The organism is Hymenobacter sp., assembly GCF_036387835.1.
In the GTDB taxonomy this organism is placed as follows: Bacteria; Bacteroidota; Bacteroidia; order Cytophagales; family Hymenobacteraceae; genus Hymenobacter.
Genome location: NZ_DASVSY010000117.1, coordinates 13951 through 33132, shown reverse-complemented (window position 1 = coordinate 33132; position 19182 = coordinate 13951). Strand labels below are relative to the sequence as shown.

11 protein-coding genes are annotated in these 19182 nt (G+C 55.5%); 7 read left to right on the top strand and 4 right to left on the bottom strand.

Features of this window, described 5'->3' with window-relative positions:
* Positions 1-126 precede the first annotated feature (126 nt).
* The 3 genes from VF639_RS23250 to VF639_RS23240 all read left to right on the top strand — a co-directional run bounded on the left by VF639_RS23250 (position 127) and on the right by VF639_RS23240 (position 6136).
* Positions 127-1155, top strand: a complete 1029-nt coding sequence (locus VF639_RS23250; RefSeq protein WP_331148352.1) for a LacI family DNA-binding transcriptional regulator — start codon at positions 127-129, stop codon at positions 1153-1155.
* Between the two features lie 417 nt (positions 1156-1572).
* On the top strand, positions 1573-4470 hold the full coding sequence (gene galA, locus VF639_RS23245) for a beta-galactosidase GalA (protein WP_331148351.1): 2898 nt from the start codon (positions 1573-1575) through the stop codon (positions 4468-4470).
* Positions 4471-4837: 367 nt separating this feature from the next.
* The gene (locus VF639_RS23240) at positions 4838-6136 is read left to right on the top strand and encodes an OmpA family protein (RefSeq protein ID WP_331148350.1); all 1299 of its coding nucleotides are present in this window, start codon (positions 4838-4840) and stop codon (positions 6134-6136) included.
* Between the two features lie 220 nt (positions 6137-6356).
* Here the strand turns inward: VF639_RS23240 and VF639_RS23235 are convergent, their stop codons facing one another.
* From VF639_RS23235 to VF639_RS23220, 4 genes are all read right to left on the bottom strand, one after another.
* On the bottom strand, positions 6357-8258 hold the full coding sequence (locus tag VF639_RS23235; protein ID WP_331148349.1) for a DUF294 nucleotidyltransferase-like domain-containing protein: 1902 nt from the start codon (positions 8256-8258) through the stop codon (positions 6357-6359).
* Positions 8251-8964: a 3'-5' exonuclease gene (locus tag VF639_RS23230; protein WP_331148348.1), complete on the bottom strand. Its 714-nt coding sequence runs from the start codon at positions 8962-8964 to the stop codon at positions 8251-8253. The genes VF639_RS23235 and VF639_RS23230 overlap by 8 nt, the downstream gene beginning before the upstream one ends.
* A gap of 45 nt (positions 8965-9009) precedes the next feature.
* Positions 9010-10020, bottom strand: coding sequence for a LacI family DNA-binding transcriptional regulator (locus VF639_RS23225; protein WP_331148347.1), 1011 nt, complete (start codon positions 10018-10020; stop codon positions 9010-9012).
* A gap of 319 nt (positions 10021-10339) precedes the next feature.
* The gene (locus tag VF639_RS23220; RefSeq protein ID WP_331148346.1) at positions 10340-11221 is read right to left on the bottom strand and encodes a T9SS type A sorting domain-containing protein; all 882 of its coding nucleotides are present in this window, start codon (positions 11219-11221) and stop codon (positions 10340-10342) included.
* Between the two features lie 504 nt (positions 11222-11725).
* On the opposite strand from VF639_RS23220, the gene VF639_RS23215 reads away from it, so the two are divergent.
* The 4 genes from VF639_RS23215 to VF639_RS23200 all read left to right on the top strand — a co-directional run bounded on the left by VF639_RS23215 (position 11726) and on the right by VF639_RS23200 (position 19136).
* The gene (locus VF639_RS23215; protein ID WP_331148345.1) at positions 11726-12706 is read left to right on the top strand and encodes an arabinan endo-1,5-alpha-L-arabinosidase; all 981 of its coding nucleotides are present in this window, start codon (positions 11726-11728) and stop codon (positions 12704-12706) included.
* Positions 12707-12814: 108 nt separating this feature from the next.
* Entirely contained in the window at positions 12815-13726 is a 912-nt protein-coding gene (locus VF639_RS23210; protein WP_331148344.1) for an ABC transporter substrate-binding protein, read from the top strand.
* A gap of 224 nt (positions 13727-13950) precedes the next feature.
* Positions 13951-16002 (top strand): transketolase, encoded by a 2052-nt coding sequence (gene tkt, locus VF639_RS23205; RefSeq protein ID WP_331148343.1) that lies wholly within the window; start codon positions 13951-13953, stop codon positions 16000-16002.
* A 296-nt stretch (positions 16003-16298) separates the two neighbouring features.
* Positions 16299-19136 (top strand): bifunctional transaldolase/phosoglucose isomerase, encoded by a 2838-nt coding sequence (locus tag VF639_RS23200; protein ID WP_331148342.1) that lies wholly within the window; start codon positions 16299-16301, stop codon positions 19134-19136.
* The last annotated feature ends 46 nt before the right edge of the window (positions 19137-19182 follow it).

Genomic DNA, 19182 nt, shown 5'->3' with positions numbered 1-19182 from the left:
AAGAAAAGTTATTAAATTGCTGTGATGTACGAGGCTTCTACCCTGGAAGCAAATTCAGCTAGCAATTGCCTGCTACCATCACCCCACCGGGCAGAATTTCGCCTGGTGTTTTTAAAGACGACGACCTTGGCAACTAAGCAGGCTTCCATTACCACCATTGCAACGCACCTAGGCCTGGCCGTATCCACCGTGTCGCGGGCACTGAGCGACCACGCCAACATCCGGGAGGATACCAAGGAGCGCGTTCGGCAAATGGCCATCAAGCTCAACTACCAGCCCAACCACCTGGCGGCCGGTTTGCGCAAAGGGCACAGCGGTATCCTGGGCGTAGTGGTGCCTCACATCAGCGGCTCCTTTTTCCCGACGGTGATGCACGGCATCGAGAAAATGGCTTCCAAGGCTGGCTTCCACGTAATGCTCTGCCAATCCAACGAGGACGTGAAACAGGAGCGCGCTAACATTAAAATGCTGCTCAACGCGCAGGTGGAAGGCATCCTGATTTCGATGTCGAGCACGACCTACGATTTTCAGCATTTCGAGAAGGTGCAGAGCCAGGGCGTGCCGCTGGTCTTCTTCGACCGCATGCCCGACATGCCCTCCACCAGCGCCGTCGTGCTCGATGACCACCAGGGCGCGTTCGGGGTGGTGAAGCACTTGGTAGAGCAAGGCTGCAAGCGCATTGCTTTTTTCTCGGGTCCGCAGCACCTAAACATCAACAAAAACCGCTTCGAGGGTTACGTTGACGCGCTGGAATCTTCTAGTCTGGACTTCGACCCACAACTGGTTTTTCAATTGCCGGACCTAAGTAAAGCGGCAGGCGCCGAAGGCATGAACCTGCTCCTGCAGCTCGCCTCCCCCCCCGATGCTGTGTTCTCGTCTTACGACTTGCCGGCCGTGGGAGCCCTGGAAGTTTTGCAGGAGCGCAACATCCGAGTGCCGCAGGACATTGCCCTTTCCGGCTTCAGCAACGAGCCCTTCACCACGCTCATCTCACCCCGCCTGACTTCGGTAGAGCAGCGGGGCGAGCTAATGGGCGAAGCCGCGGTGCGCCTGTTTCTGCAAATGCATAAGCGCACCGACAACTACTCTCCGCAGCGCATCATGCTCAAGCCTCAAATTGAGGTACGGAGTTCCTCGTTGCGCAATATCGTTTAGGAGGCGTAGGCCCCATTCTGTTCCCACTGCTGGAAGCCCTGATTCGGTGAGGAAAAGATGCTAGTCAAAAGCTAATACCTTTTAGCAGAACATAAACGCTCCTCTAGGCAAGATTCGAGGCTTGCTCCAACAAGAAACGCGGTGAAATAAAACAACCGTTAAGCAACTGCCGACTAACTGAGGGTCATAGGTTTATAGCCTTGCGGTAGGCATCAGCGCGGTGGCGCTACCAACACCACCATGCAGCGTACCCTTGGTGCTTCGGTCTTTTCCTGCAATACTTGGTTGCTAGCTGCTACCATTGGCGGCAACCAGCTACCGGCACCTCACTATTCCTGATTGATCTGCTACGGCACACAGGCTCCTGGTGAACTCAGGCAGTACGCAGTTAATCACGCAACCCGAAACCCAAATCCAATGCTACGAAGACTTCCTTTTGTGCTTGCGCTTTTAACTGTCTTAACAACGGGTGGGTTCAGCCAGGCCCAAACTCCTGCGGCGGGCCGCGAACATCTGTTGATGGATTTCAACTGGCGCTTCGCCTTCGGCCACCCTTCCGATGCCAGCAAGGACTTCAACAACGGTACCGGCTATTTCTCTTACCTGGCCAAAACGGGTTACGGCGACGGGGCAGCGGCCGCCAAGTTCGACGACCGCGCCTGGCGCAAGCTCGATCTGCCCCACGATTGGGCCGTAGAGCAACCCTTCGACAGCAAAGCCAGCTTTAGCCACGGCTTCAAGGCCATTGGCCGCCCCTTTCCCGACGCCAGCGTGGGCTGGTACCGCAAGTCGTTCACCATTCCGCAATCCGACCTGGGCCGCCGCATTAGCTTGGAGTTTGATGGCGTGTTTCGTAACTCCATTGTGTGGGTGAATGGGCACTACCTCGGTACCGAGCCTAGCGGCTACAACGGCTTCCAGTACGATATTTCCGACTACCTGAACTACGGCGGCACCAACGTGGTGGCCGTGCGCGTAGACGCCACCATGGAGGAAGGCTGGTTTTACGAAGGCGCTGGCATTTACCGCCACGTCTGGATGACTAAAACTGCCCCCGTGCACGTGGCTCCCAACGGCACTTTCGTTATGACCCAGCTAACTGGCAATGCGGCCACCCTAACGGCGCAGGCCACAGTGGTGAACGGCAGCACCACGGCGCAGAATTTCGAGGTGGTGCAGGACGTGGTAGATGCCGAAGGCAAAACCGTGGCCACTGCGCAAGTAGCCCAAATTCAACTGGCGGGCGCCGATCAGCGCGACCTTACCTGCCGCATTCCGGTGGCCAACGCCCGGCTATGGTCGTTGGAGTCGCCTTACCTCTACACCCTGGTTACGCGGGTGCGGCAGGGCGGCAAGGAGGTAGATCAGTACAAAACCCGGTTTGGCATGCGCACCATCCGGTTTGATGCCAACGAGGGCTTCTTCCTGAATGGCAAGCACGTAAAGCTGACCGGCACCAACAACCACCAAGATCACGCCGGCGTGGGTTCGGCCATGCCCGACGCGCTGCAAGACTGGCGCATTGCCACGCTGAAAACCTTTGGCTGCAACGCCTACCGGTGCTCGCACAACCCGCCCACGCCCGAACTGCTCGATGCCTGCGACCGGCTGGGCATGCTGGTTATCGACGAAAACCGCTTGATGGGCATCACGCAGAACAACTTAGGTGGTATGAAGCGGATGATGGTGCGCGACCGGAACCACCCGAGCATCATCAGCTGGTCGATTGGCAACGAAGAATGGGCCATAGAAAGCAATATTCTGGGTGCCCGCATCGGGGCAACCATGCAGGCCTTCGCCAAAACCGTGGACTCGACGCGCGCCATTTCGGTAGCTATCAGCGGGGGCTGGGGCCAGGGCACTTCTACCGTGATTGATGTGATGGGCTTCAACTACATCGGCCAGGGCGACACCGACGCGCAACACGCCAAGTTCCCCAATCAGCCGAGCATGGGCACCGAAGAAGGCTCGACGCACGCCACCCGCGGCATCTACGTCAGGGACAACGACAAGCACTACGCCGCGGCATACGACGCAAAACCCAACCCCAAGTTCTACAGCATCGAGGGCGGCTGGCAGTACTACGCCGCGCGGCCTTACCTGGCCGGCATGTTCATCTGGACCGGGTTCGACTACCGGGGCGAGCCCACGCCCTTCGGCTGGCCATCCATCACCTCGTATTTCGGAATGATGGACTTGTGCGGCTTCCCCAAGGACAACGTGTGGTATTTGAAGTCGTGGTGGACCAACGAGACGGTGCTGCACTTGCTACCGCACTGGAACTGGAAAGGCCGCGAGGGTCAGGAAATCGACGTGTGGGCTTACAGTAATTGCGACGAAGTAGAGCTATTCCTGAACAAGAAAAGCCAGGGCAAAAAGACCATGGCCAAGAACTCGCACTTGGAATGGAAGGTAAAATACGCGCCTGGCACCCTGGAAGCCGTAGGCTACCGCAACGGCAAAAAGATTGCAACGGACGTGGTAAAAACAACGGCGGAGGCTTCGGCCATTCAGCTAATTGCCAACAAGCCCACCGTGCAAGCCAACCGCGAAGATATTGCCATGATTACTGTGCAGCTCGCCGATAAAGGTAAACTGCCGGTGCCCGCGGCCAATCAAGAAATCACCTTCCGCCTGAGTGGCCCCGGCAAAATCATCGGGGTTGGCAACGGCGACCCCACCTCGCTGGAACCCGATAAGTATCTGGAAACCGTGCGTGCCGTGCCGATCCGCAACTTAAAGGAGGTAGCCGTGGAAGCCCTGACCAGCGGCCCCGAGGTAGCCGCCGGCTTCGACGACTCCAGCTGGTCGTCTGCTTTCCGGTCGCGCCAGCTGGATGCGGCGGGGCTGGCCCCGACGGCCAAGGCGTATACTACCCGCGGCAGCTTCGAGCTGCCGGCCGATCTTACTACTTCGGATGTCACCTTCTTCTACCGCAGCATTGGGCGCGAGCAGTCCATCTACATCAATGGCAAAGCCATAGCCGAGAATATCAAAGAGGACCCCAATGGCAACACGTTCAAACTTGATAAAGCCCTGCTAAAGCCCGGCAAGAACACCATTGCCATTGTGGCGACGCCCTTGGTTAAGAAAAACGTGTGGGACACCACCAACACTGATCCGGGCACCGTTCAGGTCTTCACCCCTGCCCCTGCCTGGAAGCGCCGTACGTTCAATGGCTTGGCCCAGGTAATCGTGCAGTCGACGCAAGCCCCCGGCGACATAACACTAACGGCAACGGCTCCGGGAATGAAGCCGGGTGTGCTGAAGATAAAAGCAGTAGCTACTACCCCGCGGCCAGCCCTGCAAGAATAGTAGCAGGTGATAATTCTTTAGGACGTTCAAGCAGCTTATGAAGCTGTTCGTTGGTTCGAAAGATTTACTAGAATGCCCTGCTTTATCTGCCTCCGGCTCTGGCCGGGGTCCGGTTGCCGAAGCCTCTCGTGTGCTGAGACAGAATAGTAACCAGCTATTAGCACGCGAGAGGCTTCGGCAACCGGACTCCAGCCAGAGCCAGATTACAAAGCGAATTACTCGCCGGCTTCTATATAACTGATAATCAGAAATAAAACCGCAAGCTCGGCCTGGAAACAATCTGCTATAAGATTTGCTACGTAAATATCATTTAATGATAATTCGATATTAAATTGGATTATCTTGTATTCCACTACGAGCCCTCCTTATGGTTACCAGCCAAAATTTAGCGGAAGAAATCAAGCGCTTCATCCTGCGCAACGACCTTATCAACGTTAGCGGGGTTGGTGTCGAACAAGAAATAAGCACCAAATTGGCCTTACCGCGGATTGTTACGCTGGTTTTAGGCAACCTAGCGCAGCTAAGTGAGCAAACTGGCGGCCGGCAGGCGGTTTACAATATGGCCACCGAAGCCAGTAAGTCGGACGTGCTGAATGTAGAGTCTGCCAAGCAAGAACTAGCAGTCCTGCCTAATCAAGGAGCAGAACTAATCAAATCGGTGCAGAAAGACCGTTACTTTGGCACCATCAATAGCGTGGTGTCTACGACCGGCATCGAACAAAAAACCGTAGTCGACCTGATTAACCTGGTCATGCCGGTTACACTTGGCATGCTGGGCCGGCAAGTGGTTACCAATAATTGGAATCCCAACGACTTAGCGCAAACCTTACAGGAACAATCGCACCAACTCATGCCTCCGGCTGCCGCTGAGCCCATAGTAGTGCCCAAATTACCAGCGCAATGGGTTCCAGCGCAAGGAACGGCGGCGCTGCCCCGGCAGAAGATTAGTTCTCCTGTCAATAAGTGGCTGATAGCCGCCTTGGTGGTTGCTACGGCAGAGCTGGGCTACATCGTGGGCAGCGAGACCAAAAAGGCAAACGACGATACAGCGACCATTCGCCCTAACACCGATAATTACACCACACCCACCGTGACCGTAGTCAACAAAGGTGTGTGGGACCCTAATAATCCGGCGGCACTGGCAGCCAACGGCAACTTCGACCGCACCGGCGGCGGCTACGTGTATGGCGACGCCGGGGTACCAGCCGTTCTCAAACTCAAAGATGGCTTGCAGCAAATCATTGGGTCCAATTCCACGGAAAATAAGCTGTATCAGTTCTTGGTCGACCCGCGCGTGGAGGTTGACAAGGAAAGCCCCACAACAGGATGGATTGGCTTCGACCGGATCTATTTCGAGTCCAGCAGAGCGGTGCTTACCAACGAATCGATGTGGCAGTTGTCGAATGTGGCGAGCATTTTGAAAACCTTCCCAAATGCCAAAGTCCGCATTGGCGGCTACACCGACAGTTCCGGTAACCCTCTTCTCAACCTGAAACTAAGCCGCGAACGGGCAGAAGCCGCCAAAGCTACACTTGTGAAATTTGGCGTCGAGCCGAAGAGTGTAGAAGCCGTCGGCTATGGCTCCCTCGACAACATTGCCAGCAATGACACCCCAGATGGCCGCTCCCTGAATCGGCGAGTTAGCATCCGGGTTGTTGAGAAGTAAGCTTTAGAGCTGCAAGCCTCCAGCAACAAGCAGACGCCAAGCACTATCGCCCGTCGGGCTGAGCCGAAGCATCTCACTAGTGTAGTAGCTTCAATCTCAGCACGCGAGATGCTTCGACAAGCGGACGCCAGATCAAGCACGACAATACTACTCCAAAGTCAGCACGCAATATCCGTCGGCTAGGTCTCTGCGTCACGGCCATTACCATTCACTATTATGCTTACAGCGTTTTGGTGAAAACCACCTTGATGCGAAGCTGGAAGTCGGCTATTACTTTAAAGATTTCCTTGAGGGTGACTTGTTCTACCTGCGTTAGAACTTTGGGGTCGAGGTAGTTAGTGGGCGGAATTCGGTCGTTGATGAGTTGGCGGGCTTGCTTTTTGAGGCGCATGCCCATCAGATAGTAGTAGGCCTGAAACAGCTCCTGATACTCTTTCTCGGTGAACACACCTCGTTCGTGAAGCTCTTGCAGCCGCTCACCGGTATTGGTTTTGAAAATCTGGTGTTTGAGGGCGTACACCCGCACTAGGTCCACGATGGGAGTCATCGTTTTCTTCAAGTCGAACACCTGCTGCGTGCCCTGCGTGAACGTGCGGAAGTTGCGGAAAAAGGTCAGGGGCGGCTCGTATTGCAGGGCATTGTTAGCCATGTAGTAGAAAAACCGCTCGACGGGCCCTTGCAGCACCTCGCCCATATACGCCTGCAGCTCCTCCATGATGCTAGCTTCACCGTAGAGGTAGCGGCAGTCGAAAAACGTGGTGAATTGCATCACCGTCTCGTTGTTCGACTCGTTCATCCAGCTGTGGTAGTTACGCTTCCAGTGCGAAAGGGAATGCGTCCACTTGTGGTTTTTAGCCATGAAACCGCCGGTGCAAAAGCTAAGCCCAATGTGGTTGAGCTGATCAGAAACGGCTTCGGCAAAGCGCAGGAAATAAGCCCGCACCAGCTCGCGCTGCTCGTTGGCTTTGTCTTCGTAGATGATGGCGTTGTCTTGGTCGGTGAGCAGGGTTTGCTCTTTGCGGCCTTCGCTACCCAGCACCATGAACACAAATTTGGCCGGTGCGGGGCCATGCTCAGCCAGCACGCCCTCAATCACCTTCAGCGCAATGGTATCGGCCACGGTGGTAATCACCTGGTTCACGATTTCCGGCTTCACGCCCCGGCTCAACAGCTGGTTCACAATCTCGGGCACCGTTTCCCAGCGCCGCTTCAACTCCTGCATGCTCTGCGCCGACTTCACCGCCTGAATAAACATAAACGGCGACTGCGCTAAGTCGCTCAGCAGCTTGTTGCGGCTCAGGAAGCCCATGTAGCGCCCCTCCTTCTCGACCAGCAGATAGCGGGTTTTGGTTTGAAACATCAACAAGATAGCCTCATACACATAAGCTTCGCTGTTGATGGCGACAATAGGCGTAGCCAGTATCTCGACTACCGGCCGGGCCGCGTCCAGTTGCTGCGCTATCACGTTGTCACGCAGCGTAATATCGGTCAGGTAACCGATGATATCGCCTTGCTCATCGGTTACGAAAGCACAGCTAACTTTAGCGGCGGCCATTTGCTGAGCAGCCTTGAAAATGGGCGTGTCGTGCGGTACGGCCACTATTTCACGTACCTCCTGCGTCTCGATTTTGCGCGAGTACATTTGGTCGGCCGCAATGAAGTTCTCTTCGGGCGCCGAGGTGGGCTTCACGAAATGCGCGTACTCCTCGTTGAGCATTCGCTCGCCGTAGAGGGCCGTGAAGAAATGGAAGAAAGCCGGATACGCTAAACACAAGGCCCGAAAGTCGCGGCGGGGCAGCGCGTACACTACGGTGCCCTTTTTGGCTATTACCGTGCGGATCGAGCGTTTCTTGTTGAGCAGGATGGACTGGCCGCCGTAGCAGGCACCGGCGCGTAAAGCTTCGGGCAGGCGCTTGTTTTGTTCGCTGTCGTAGAAGAAGGCCTCGTATTCGCCGGCCACAATAATGTCGAGGCTGCGTAGCTTCGACGAGTCTTGCTGATAAATCAGAGATTCTTTGGTATAGCGCACTTCCTGCAACAAATCCACCACCCCAAGCAATACGTCTTCGGGCAGCAGATCGAAGGGGCTCACCGTTTTCAGAAATGCCAAGCGGTTATCCATAGAGCCAAAATAACAGCAGTGAAATTACCCCGACTACCAGCACAAACAGCAGCCACAATGACCGGTACCGCTCAAACATGCCGGCTTCGGCCGACGGCACCGACAGTTGCGGCTGCTCAGAAATGGTTTCGTCGCTGAGGTCGCCCAGGCGGCGCAGCTCGAAGAAGCAGCGGGCTGTCGCCTGCGCGTCAACCAGCGCATCGTGCTGGCGGGCCATAGGCTCTTTGAATAGATGCTCGTGCAACTCTCCAAGGCGCAAAAAGCTGCGCGCCTGCGCCTGCGCTTGCCGCTGGCTGGTTTGCATGGTGCACAGCGTAGGCAGCTCAGCCAGTAAGTTAGGCAGACTGCTCCGATGAAACTCTACGCCCACCATATGAAAGTCGAGGCGCATATAGTGGCCTATCACCAAAGGGCAATAGGTGCGCAAATCATTGAAAAAGCGCTGCATCACTATCGAACGGTCCTCGCCATGCTGCTCCAGAAAAGCGGGCGTCAGGCCGTGGATAGCTTGCGCCGACGGCCGCATCCGGCCGGCCGGCACCCGGATGTAGTGGTTTTCGGTTTTCACCAGCTCGCCCTCCACTGTGTACACCACCCAAGCAAGTTGGGCTATGCAAGGCCAGTTACGCTCCGACGAATACGGTTTGCTCCAGCCCGTAGGCAGCCCAGTGGTTTCCGTATCTACGAACAGCAAAAATTGTTGCACTCGCTTTGGTTATGAATCCATCCTATTTTCCAACCGCACTTAAACCTACTCTTTGTTTTGATGCAACGAAGAGTCCCGAATAAACAACTCAGGTTGCAGCACCACTTGGCGATGCGAAAACGGGCTCCCCTTCGCTTCTACTAGCTCCAGAAACAGCCGGACCGCCGCCTGCCCCATTTCTTCACAACGCTGATCGACAGAAGTTAGCATAGGTTCGGTTATCGCCGTAAAGCCTTCGTTGCTGAAACCTGCCAGCGCCACATCCTGCGGCACCCGGATGCCCCGTTGCTTGAGCAGTTGTAAGGCCCCAAGCAACGAGGAGTCGCCGGCGGAAAAGACAGCATCCGGCGGATTAGGCAGAGCCAGCAGACGACGCATACCGGCCATGCCTTCTTCCAGGGTCATATCACAATACACAATTAGCTCCTCGTCGTGGGGTAGCCCATAAAGCTGCAGCGCATCCAAATAGCCTTGCCGACGGTTTTTGTAGATGTTCAGGTGCTGCAAGCCCGCAAAATGGGCGACACGTCGGCACCCCTGTTGCAGCAGGTGTTTCGTTGACTGAAAGCCCCCGTCCCGGTCGTTGAGCACCACGGCATTCACGTTGTCGCCTTCCATAGTCCGGTCGAAAAACACCAGTGGAATGCCCCGCTTTCGCACTTTATCGAAGTGCTTGAAGTCGATAGTAGTACGTGCCAACGACACCATGATACCCGCTACCTGCGCGCTCAGCAGCGTTTCAATATTCTTGCGCTCGTGCACCACATCTTCGTTGGACTGGCAGATAATAACACTGTAGCCCGCTTTGCTGGCGGCACTTTCAATACCGTGTACCACCGACGGAAAAAAACGTCCTTCGATATAAGGCACAATTACGCCTAGCAGCTTGCTTTTGCCTTTGCGCAAAGCCGCTGCCAAGTGATTGGGCTGGTAATTGAGCTTTTTGGCTAGCTTCTGTACCTTTTGCTTGGTGGCCGGCCCAATACTGTGATGGTCACTAAGGGCCCGGGAAATAGTGGTCATGGATACCCCTAGCTCGCGTGCCAGATCAGACATAGATACCGGACTACTCGGTACGTTTGTCAGATCGTTGAGCTTTTTACTACGTGGGGCCATATTATTTCACTCAATAATTACTTTTGTAAGCTTTGTGCGTAAAGCTACTGCGGTTTTGGAGACTGTACACAAGCTTTCTATCTACATTGTGCGGCATAACGAATCCAGACTTAGTGCCTTTTACTTACGGCGCCATTGTTTAATTACTGTTGAGTAGGCCTGATACATAAAGAGAGAACGTTCATTGGAACATTCTCTCTTCACGTATCCACTTCCGAAACTTGCTTTTACTTAGTGCTTAAGCGCACCAGCAAGCGTTTTATTGCTGTACCACACGGGTCTGCTGAAGGAAATCACCTTGGCTTATGCGTACTATATACACGCCGGCCGATAAGGGCTTATTGCTAAGTGCTACTAGGTTCGAGCCTGCTTTAAAAGTAGCAGCTTGGCTATGTACGGTATGCCCTAGCACATCAAGGATAGATACAGTAGCCGAACCATTGTGAATGGTTTCCACCTTCACTGTTAAGTTCTGACCTTGATTAGCGGGGTTTGGGTAGGCTTGGGTTCTGAGCACCGATTCGCTGGCATTTTTGGTGCCTAGTGGTATCAGTGTCAATTCAAACCGCTGGAAGCGGGCGTTGTCGTTGTCATCAAAAATCGCGAATTGGTCGCCGGCCGCATCCGAGAACATGTCGATGCACTGGCGCGGGATGGTCATGCCATTGAAAACGGACGACGAGTTTTTCAGCGCGAATTCGTAGCCGAACAACGGGTTGGTGTCGGCCGTGATAATCCAGCGCTGAGCTTCGTCTTCCACGCTACCGTTGCTTACGAGGGGCCCCTGCACCAGCTTCGAGAAGGCAGCTTTGGGGTTCGTGATTGGTGGTATAGGCTGAGTTTGAATGTACAAGGCCGGGTTGGTGCCCCGGTGCCGGATTTTATATTCGTTGGTGGTGCCGGTTTGCAGCTCGAACACGAAGTTGAACGCATCGGTATTGTCGTTGACGGCTTGCACCACCGGAGCCAGCGCCGTGTTGCCCGTCACTTGCATGGAAAGCCGGCCCCCAACGGGCACGGCAAGGGTGGTACGCCCAATCCGGTAAGTGCCACCGTTGACAATAGCTTGAGCAGAGGCCGAATAATTGAAAAATAGCGAGCTGATTGCAGCCAATGAAGTTAAGAGTACAATTTTTTTCATGTGGAATGGTGAAAGTGAAGAATGAGAAATTAGAAACTTGGTTTTCTGAGGCAGAAGGAATGTGAAGAAGACAAGTATTACCGAGCTCATGAATTATTAAGCAAGTATAGAGAATAGACAACAAATAAGAACAAACGATTGTGTTTATATTTTTTGGTTCATTATCAAACTCCTCACTATAATGGAAATTTTATAAAATTCGTGGGTAATAGCTTATTTACTGCCCACTTTCTCTCATGAATTAGAGATATAGTTGATCCTCTCTTGAGTGCGTTGTCTTCACAAATACTTTGTCAATGAGGAAGGTCGAAGGTCGTTTTGCTATTTAGATCCACCATCAACACAACGCCATTCCTAACGTCTGCGCTACTTTACTTATTAGTTCAATTACTTAGGTTAGTAACTGTTTTATCCGAACATCCTTTTGAACTGGCCGCTGGCATCTATCCTAAATTTAAGTATCTATGCACAAATTACACAATCGTTAATCCTCCTCTTCTACAGATGAAACGCCTGCTTTACTTAGTACTATTATTGGTCGGTCTGCAAGTGCAGGCGCAAGAAGCACAACCGCTTATTTCCGCTCACGACCCGGTGATGATCCGGCAGAACGGCACCTATTATATGTTCTGTACGGGCCGGGGCATTGCCAATTGGTCGTCGAAAGATATGAAGACGTGGAAGCAAGAGAAGCCGGTATTTGCTACGCCGCCGGAGTGGGCTGTGAAGGCTATACCGAGCTTCAAAGGACATATTTGGGCGCCTGATATTTCACTGCACAACGGCGTGTACTACCTGTTTTACTCGGTATCGGCGTTCGGCAAGAATACGTCGTGTATCGGGTTGGCCACCAACAAGACGCTGGACCCAGCCTCGCCGGATTATAAGTGGGTTGATAAAGGCAAAGTGATTCAGTCGGTGCCTGGGCGCGACATGTGGAATGCGATTGACCCGAACCTAGTGCGTGACGAGAAAGACACGCCGTGGCTGGTGTTCGGCTCGTTCTGGGATGGGATGAAGCTAGTGAAGATGCAGCCCGATCTTACGGCTCCGGCACAGCCCGAGGTGTGGCGCACCGTGGCGGCCCGCCCCCGCGACCAGAAGCTCACCGACTCGCTACCCGGCGATGCCGCCATTGAAGGTCCTTTTATCTTCAAGAAAAACGGCTATTACTATCTGTTCGTCTCGTTTGACTACTGTTGCCGCGGCCCGCAGAGCACGTACAAAATGATGGTAGGCCGCTCGAAGTCAGTTATCGGGCCCTACGTAGACAAGGCTGGTATGGGCCTGGAGCAAGGCGGCGGCACCTTAGTGCTGGAGGGCGACAAAAACTGGTTCGGGGTGGGGCACAACTCTGCCTATACCTTCGACAACACCGATTACCTGGTTTTCCACGGCTACGATGGCGCCGATAAGGGGCGCCCTAAGCTCCGCATTGAGAAAATGACTTGGGATGCCCAAGGCTGGCCGGTGGTGAAGCCCTGAACAAGTACTTTCTAAAATATATAGGAAACAATTAACCAGAACTGTGCATTCTGGTTTAAACTGCTGCCTCTTTTATCATCTCAAAAAACGACCGCTTTCAGGCAGCAGATGGAAAAATTAAGGATAGCCTTGGATTGGACCCCGAACACCAATCACACCGGTTTTTTTGTAGCCAGTAGCTTAGGCTTTTATGCAGAGAGCAATCTGGAGGTTGAAATCGTGACCCCGGAACCCGACAATTACGCTCTCACCCCAGCCAAAAAGCTGGAATTGAGGGAAGTAGATTTCGCCGTGGCGCCCATCGAAAGCGCCATTAGCCTGAACACCAAACCCAACCGAGTAGCCGTCAAAGCCATAGCCGCGCTTTTGCAGGAAGACCTTAGCGCCATTGCCGCGCTCAAACAAAGTGGCCTCGAAGCGCCCAAGGACTTGGATGGCAAAACGTACGCCTCATACAAAGCCCGGTACGAAGACGACATTGTGCGCAAAATGACCGTGAATGATGGCGGTCAGGGCAATATTGCCATCGTTTACCCCGACAAGCTGGGCATATGGGACACGCTGCTGGCCAAGAAAGCCGATGCCACCTGGATATTCATAAATTGGGAAGGTGTAGAAGCCCAAACCCAAGGCGTCGAGCTAAACTACTTCAAGCTGTCTGATTACGGTATTCCCTACAGCTACTCGCCGGTGATTATTGCCCTCGATGAAAAAATCAAGCAGAAGCGGGCGGTGTATCAAGCCTTTCTGAACGCCACTAAAAAAGGCTTCTTGTACGCCAAACAGTTTCCGGCGGAGAGCGTTGCTATTTTGGCGGAACACGTGCCAGCTAAGGACAGAATGAACATCGACTTGCAGCAAAGCCAAGTCTACACGGCCAATTATTACGGCGACGAAGCGCAATGGGGCAAAATGGCTATGCCGGCAGTTGAGAATTTTATTACTTGGTTGAAAACGAACAGTTCGGAAACTAGCTCCATTGAGGCTGCCACTGTTTGCACCAACGAACTGCTAGACTAATTTAATCCGGCAAATATGCCTTCGGCCTTTCGGTGGCTACGTACTACACCCCGAAGCGCTTTTCTACTGTTAAACTTCAGGGCCAAGCGGACGGCTTGGCCCTATTGCCCTTGCGGGCTTAGCCGTGCGTTGTGCTAGTGCCTGCCTGCGGTTAATTAAACCAAATAGTTTAGCTCCTTTCACTCGTCTCCCACCAAGACCTTACCTCTCTTCCTTAATTCCTCATGAGCAACCCTTCTGCTTCCCTCGACCAGCAAAGTGTCACCACCATCCGCCTGTTGTCGGTGGATATGGTACAGAAAGCTAATTCCGGCCACCCGGGCCTGCCGTTGGGTGCGGCGCCAATGGCGTACGTGCTGTTCTCGCGCTTTTTGCGCTTCAACCCGCAGGACCCCAAGTGGCCGAACCGGGACCGGTTTGTGCTGTCGGCGGGTCACGGCTCAGCGCTGCTTTATAGCCTGCTGCATTTGTATGGCTACGATTTGCCGATGGACGAGTTGAAGCAGTTCCGGCAGCACGGCGCACGCACGCCCGGCCACCCCGAGTCGAACGTGACGCCCGGCGTGGAAGTAACCACCGGTCCGTTGGGACAGGGCTTCGCCAACGCCGTGGGCATGGCTATGGCCGAGGCCCATTTAGCCGCCGTGTACAACAAGCCCGGCCACACTGTGCAGGACCACTACACCTATGCCATTGTGAGCGACGGCGACCTGATGGAAGGTGTTGCCTCGGAGGCAGCTTCGCTGGCCGGACACTTGAAGCTCGGCAAGCTCATTTTCCTCTACGACGACAACGACATCTCGCTCGACGGTCCCACTAGCCTAGCGTATACCGAAAACGCCATGCAGCGCTTTGACGCTTACGGCTGGCACACGCAGCACGTGAAGGACGGCAACAACCTCGACGAGATTGAGGCCGCCATCAAAGCCGCGCAGGAAGAGAAAGACAAGCCTTCGATTATTTCGATTAAAACCGTCATCGGGTTTGGTTCGCCGCTGGCCGGTACCAGCAAGGCCCACGGCAGCCCCCTCGGCCCCGACAACGTGAAGAAGGCCAAGGAGTTTTTTGGTTGGGACCCGGAGTCGAGCTTTGTAGTGCCCGCCGAAGTGTACGAGCACCTGAGGCAGCCCGGCCAGCAAGGCGCCGAGCTGCAAAAAGAGTGGGACGCACGATTCAAGCAGTACGAGCAGGAATTCCAGGCGGAGGCCCAACAGTTCCACGTTTCCTTCAACGGTGAACTGCCCGAAGGATGGGACAAAGACCTGCCCGTGTACACGCCTGCCGATGGCGAGCTAGCCACCCGCCAAGCCTCCGGCAAAGCCCTGACCGCCATTAAGAAAGCAGTGCCGTTTATGTTCGGCGGCTCGGCCGACCTGGCTTCTTCCAATGAAATGGACAAGTCGGGCGACGACAGTTTCCAGCCTGGCCACTACGAGCGCAGCAACATCTGGTTTGGGGTGCGCGAGCACGCCATGGGCGGCATCATGAACGGCATGGCCCACCACGCCGGCGTGCGCACCTATGGCGGCACTTTCCTTACCTTCTCCGACTACATGCGCGGCGCCATTCGCCTCACGGCCCTGGCCGAATCGGCCGCCACGTTTGTTTTCACTCATGACAGCATCGGCTTGGGCGAAGATGGCCCAACGCACCAGCCCATCGAGCAGATTGTGTCGTTGCGCACCGTTCCGAACATCATAGTACTTCGCCCGGGCGACGCCAACGAAACCACCGAAGCCTGGCGCATTGCCATGACCACGCCCAAGTCGCCGGTCTGCCTGATTTTGTCACGCCAGAAGCTGCCCGTTTTCGACCAGACGGTGCTTGGTTCGGCTCGTGAGGGCGTAGCGAAGGGAGCTTATATTCTGAGCGAAGCCGATGGTGGCACCCCGCAGCTTATCCTTGTTGCTACGGGCTCGGAAGTGAGCTTGGCGCTGGCCTCGCAGAAAGCGCTGCAAGCGGAAGGCGTAGCAACCCGCGTGGTGAGCATGCCATCGTGGGAGCTGTTTGAGAAGCAGGATAAAGCCTACCAGCAGCAGGTGTTGCCGCCTTCGGTGCGTAAGCGTATCACTATTGAAGCCGGCTCGCCTATCGGGTGGGCCAAGTATGCTACCGACGAAGGCACCAGCATCAGCATGAACCGCTTCGGCGAGTCGGCCCCGGCCGAGCTGCTGTTCGAGGAGTTCGGCTTCACGGTGGAGAACGTCGTGAAAACGGCTCACACCGTCTTGCAAGAGCAGCCCGCCGAAGAAGACAAAAAGCAAGTGGTTTCGTAAGGCGTATAAGCTAGGTCGTCATGCTGAGCGCAGGCGTTAGCCGAAGCGAAGCATCTCGCTAGTGTGGTAACTGTCATGCTGAGCGTAGGCGCAGTCGCAGTCGAAGCATCTCGCGTGCTGACGTTGCCAAACTAATCCATTCATGCTGAGCTTGTCGAAGCATCTCGCTTCGTTGCTATAGCAAATGACTTTACCACACTAGCGAGATGCTGCGCCTACGCTCAGCATGACGGTCTGAGTAAAAAACGGCAGCCTGCTTTCCACTTCTTAACATTCGTCTACTCTATTTCCCTGTCATGAATCCATTAATTGCCATCCGCGAGTTCGACCAAAGCATCTGGCTTGACTTCATTCGTCGCAAGATTTTGATTAACGGCGAATTGAAGCGCCGCATCGACCACGAGGCGTTGCGCGGCGTTACGTCCAACCCGGCCATTTTCGAGAAGGCTATCGGCGGCTCCGACGACTACGACGCGGCTATCCGCAGCTTGGCGCTGCAAAACAAGACGGCCGACGAAATCTACACCGAGATGGTCATTGCCGACGTTCAACACGCCTGCGACCTGTTCCGCCCGCTCTACGACAGCCACGATAACTCTTCGGACGGCTACGTGAGTCTGGAAGTGTCGCCTGCTCTAGTCAACGACACGGAAGGCACCATCGAGGAAGGCATGCGCTTCTGGAAAACCGTGGACCGGCCCAACGTGATGATTAAGGTGCCCGCCACGCTGGAAGGCTTGCCCGCCATCCGCCGGCTCATCGCCGAAGGCATCAACGTCAACGTGACCTTGATTTTCGGTTTGGAGCGTTACCGTTTGGTGGCTGAAGCCTACATTTCCGGCCTCGAAGACCGGGTGAAAGCCGGCCTGCCCCTCGACAACATCGACTCGGTAGCCAGCTTCTTCCTCAGCCGCATCGACGTGCTGCTAGACCCCATGCTAGAGAAAATTGCGGCCGAAGGCGGCGAGAAAGGCGAGCTGGCGCAGTCGATGGTAGGCGAAGTAGCATTGGCCAGCGCCAAGCAAGCTTACCAGATCTACAAAGAGATATTCCAGGGCCCGCGTTGGGAAGCGCTGCTAGCGCAAGGTGCTGATACGCAGCGTTTGTTGTGGGCCAGCACCGGCAACAAAAACCCGAAGTACGACGACCTGAAGTATATCGAGAACCTGATTGGGCCGAAAACGGTGAACACCGTGCCGACCGAAACGCTGGACATTTTCCGGGAGAAAGGCCAACCCGCTGCCCGCCTGGAAGAAGGCCTCGATAAAGCCGCTGACGTGCTGCGCCGCTTGCCCGAGTTAGGCATCACGCTGGAAGAGCAAACGCAAGCCCTGGAAATCGACGGAGCCAAGAAATTCAACGAGCCTTTCGGCAAGCTGATGGCCTCGTTGGAAAAGAAGCGGGAGCAAGCCCTGGCTGAAACTACGGCCCCGGCCACGCTGGCCCTCGGGCAGTACCAGGCCGATGTAGACGCGAAAATCAAGGAGTTCAACGCCAAGAACTTCACTGAAGGATTCTGGAACAAGCAAGCCGATTTGTGGGTGCAAGACGCCGAAGGGCAGGAAAGCATCCGCAGCTTCATGGGCTGGTTGCGCGTGGCCGAGACGATGGTAGCCGCCGTACCCGCCATCGAGCAGTTTGCGCAGGAAGTGCGGGACGCCGGTTTCAAGCACGTGGTGGTAATGGGCATGGGCGGCAGCACTATGGCGCCCATTGTGTTCAAAGAAAGCTTCGAACAGGGCGAAAATGGCCTGCCCATATCGGTGTTGGACACTACGGACCCCGGCACGGTGCACCAGATTGAAGAGTCGGTGCCGCTGGCGGATACGCTGTTCATCGTGGCCAGCAAATCAGGCACTACAGCCGAGCCGCTGGCTTTCGGCGACTATTTCTACAACAAGCTCAAGCAGATCAAAGGCGACAAAGCCGGCGAAAACTTCGTGGCCATTACCGACCCCGGCTCGAAGTTCGTGGCCTCGGCTACGGCGCAGGGCTACCGCCACATTTTCCTGAACTTTGCGGAAGTGGGCGGCCGGTTCTCGGCCCTTACCTACTTCGGCCTGGTGCCGGCGGCGCTGTATGGCCTAAGCACCGGCGAGATTCTGGAGCGCGCCATTCTGATGATGCGTGCTTGCGGCGCCTACGGTGCCGTGGAGCATAATCCGGGCTTGGAGCTTGGCGTGGCGCTCGGGGTGCTGGCGCAGCAGGGCCGCGACAAGCTGACTTTGATTGTGCCCGAGTCGTTGAGCAGCTTCGGACTGTGGCTAGAGCAGCTAACGGCTGAAAGCACGGGCAAGCAGGGCAAAGGCATCATGCCGATTGCCGGCGAGCCGGTGCGTGAGCCGTCGCAATATGGCCAAGACCGGGTGTTTGTGTACGTGGGTTACGAAAGCGAAGCCGACGAAGCCAACAAGCAGGCGCTGCAAGCCCTGGAAGCGGCCGGCCACCCGGTGGTGCGCGTCACCATCAAGGAAGCCCTGGATTTCGGACAAGAGTTTTTCCGGTGGGAAGTGGCCATTGCCGTAGCCAGCGCCGTGCTGGAAATTAACCCCTTCGACCAGCCCAACGTGCAAGCCGCCAAAACGGCCACCGACGCGCTGATGAAAGTGGTGGAAAAGGAAGGCAGCCTGCCCCAAGGCGACGCGCCCGTAGTTACCGAAAACGGCGTGGCCTACTACACCGCCGTGTCGGGCTCCGACGCTGCCGAAGTGCTACACGCCTTCTTCGACCAGGCCAAGCCCGGCGACTTCCTCTGCCTGCAAGCTTACCTGACTGAAACGCCTAGCCTGAACGAAAGCCTGCTTCAGCTCCGCACGCAGGTGCAGGAGCAGTTGCACATTGCTACGGCTTCGGGCTACGGTCCGCGCTTCCTGCACTCCACCGGCCAGTACCATAAGGGCGGTCCGAACACCGGCCTGTTTGTGCAGTTCACCATGGACCACCCCCTGGACTTGCCCCTACCTGGCCGCTCTTACTCGTTCGGCACCTTCAAGAACGCCCAAGCCGCCGGCGACCTGCAAGCCCTACACGACTATGACCGTCGGACGCTGCACATCCACCTCGGCGCCGATGCTGAGCAAGGCATGCACACCGTATTGACGGCTCTGCAAGCGGCTACTTTGCAAGCGAAGTAGCGCTTTTTAGCTAGTAGTATAGAAGCTATTTCGCAAACCCTAGCCG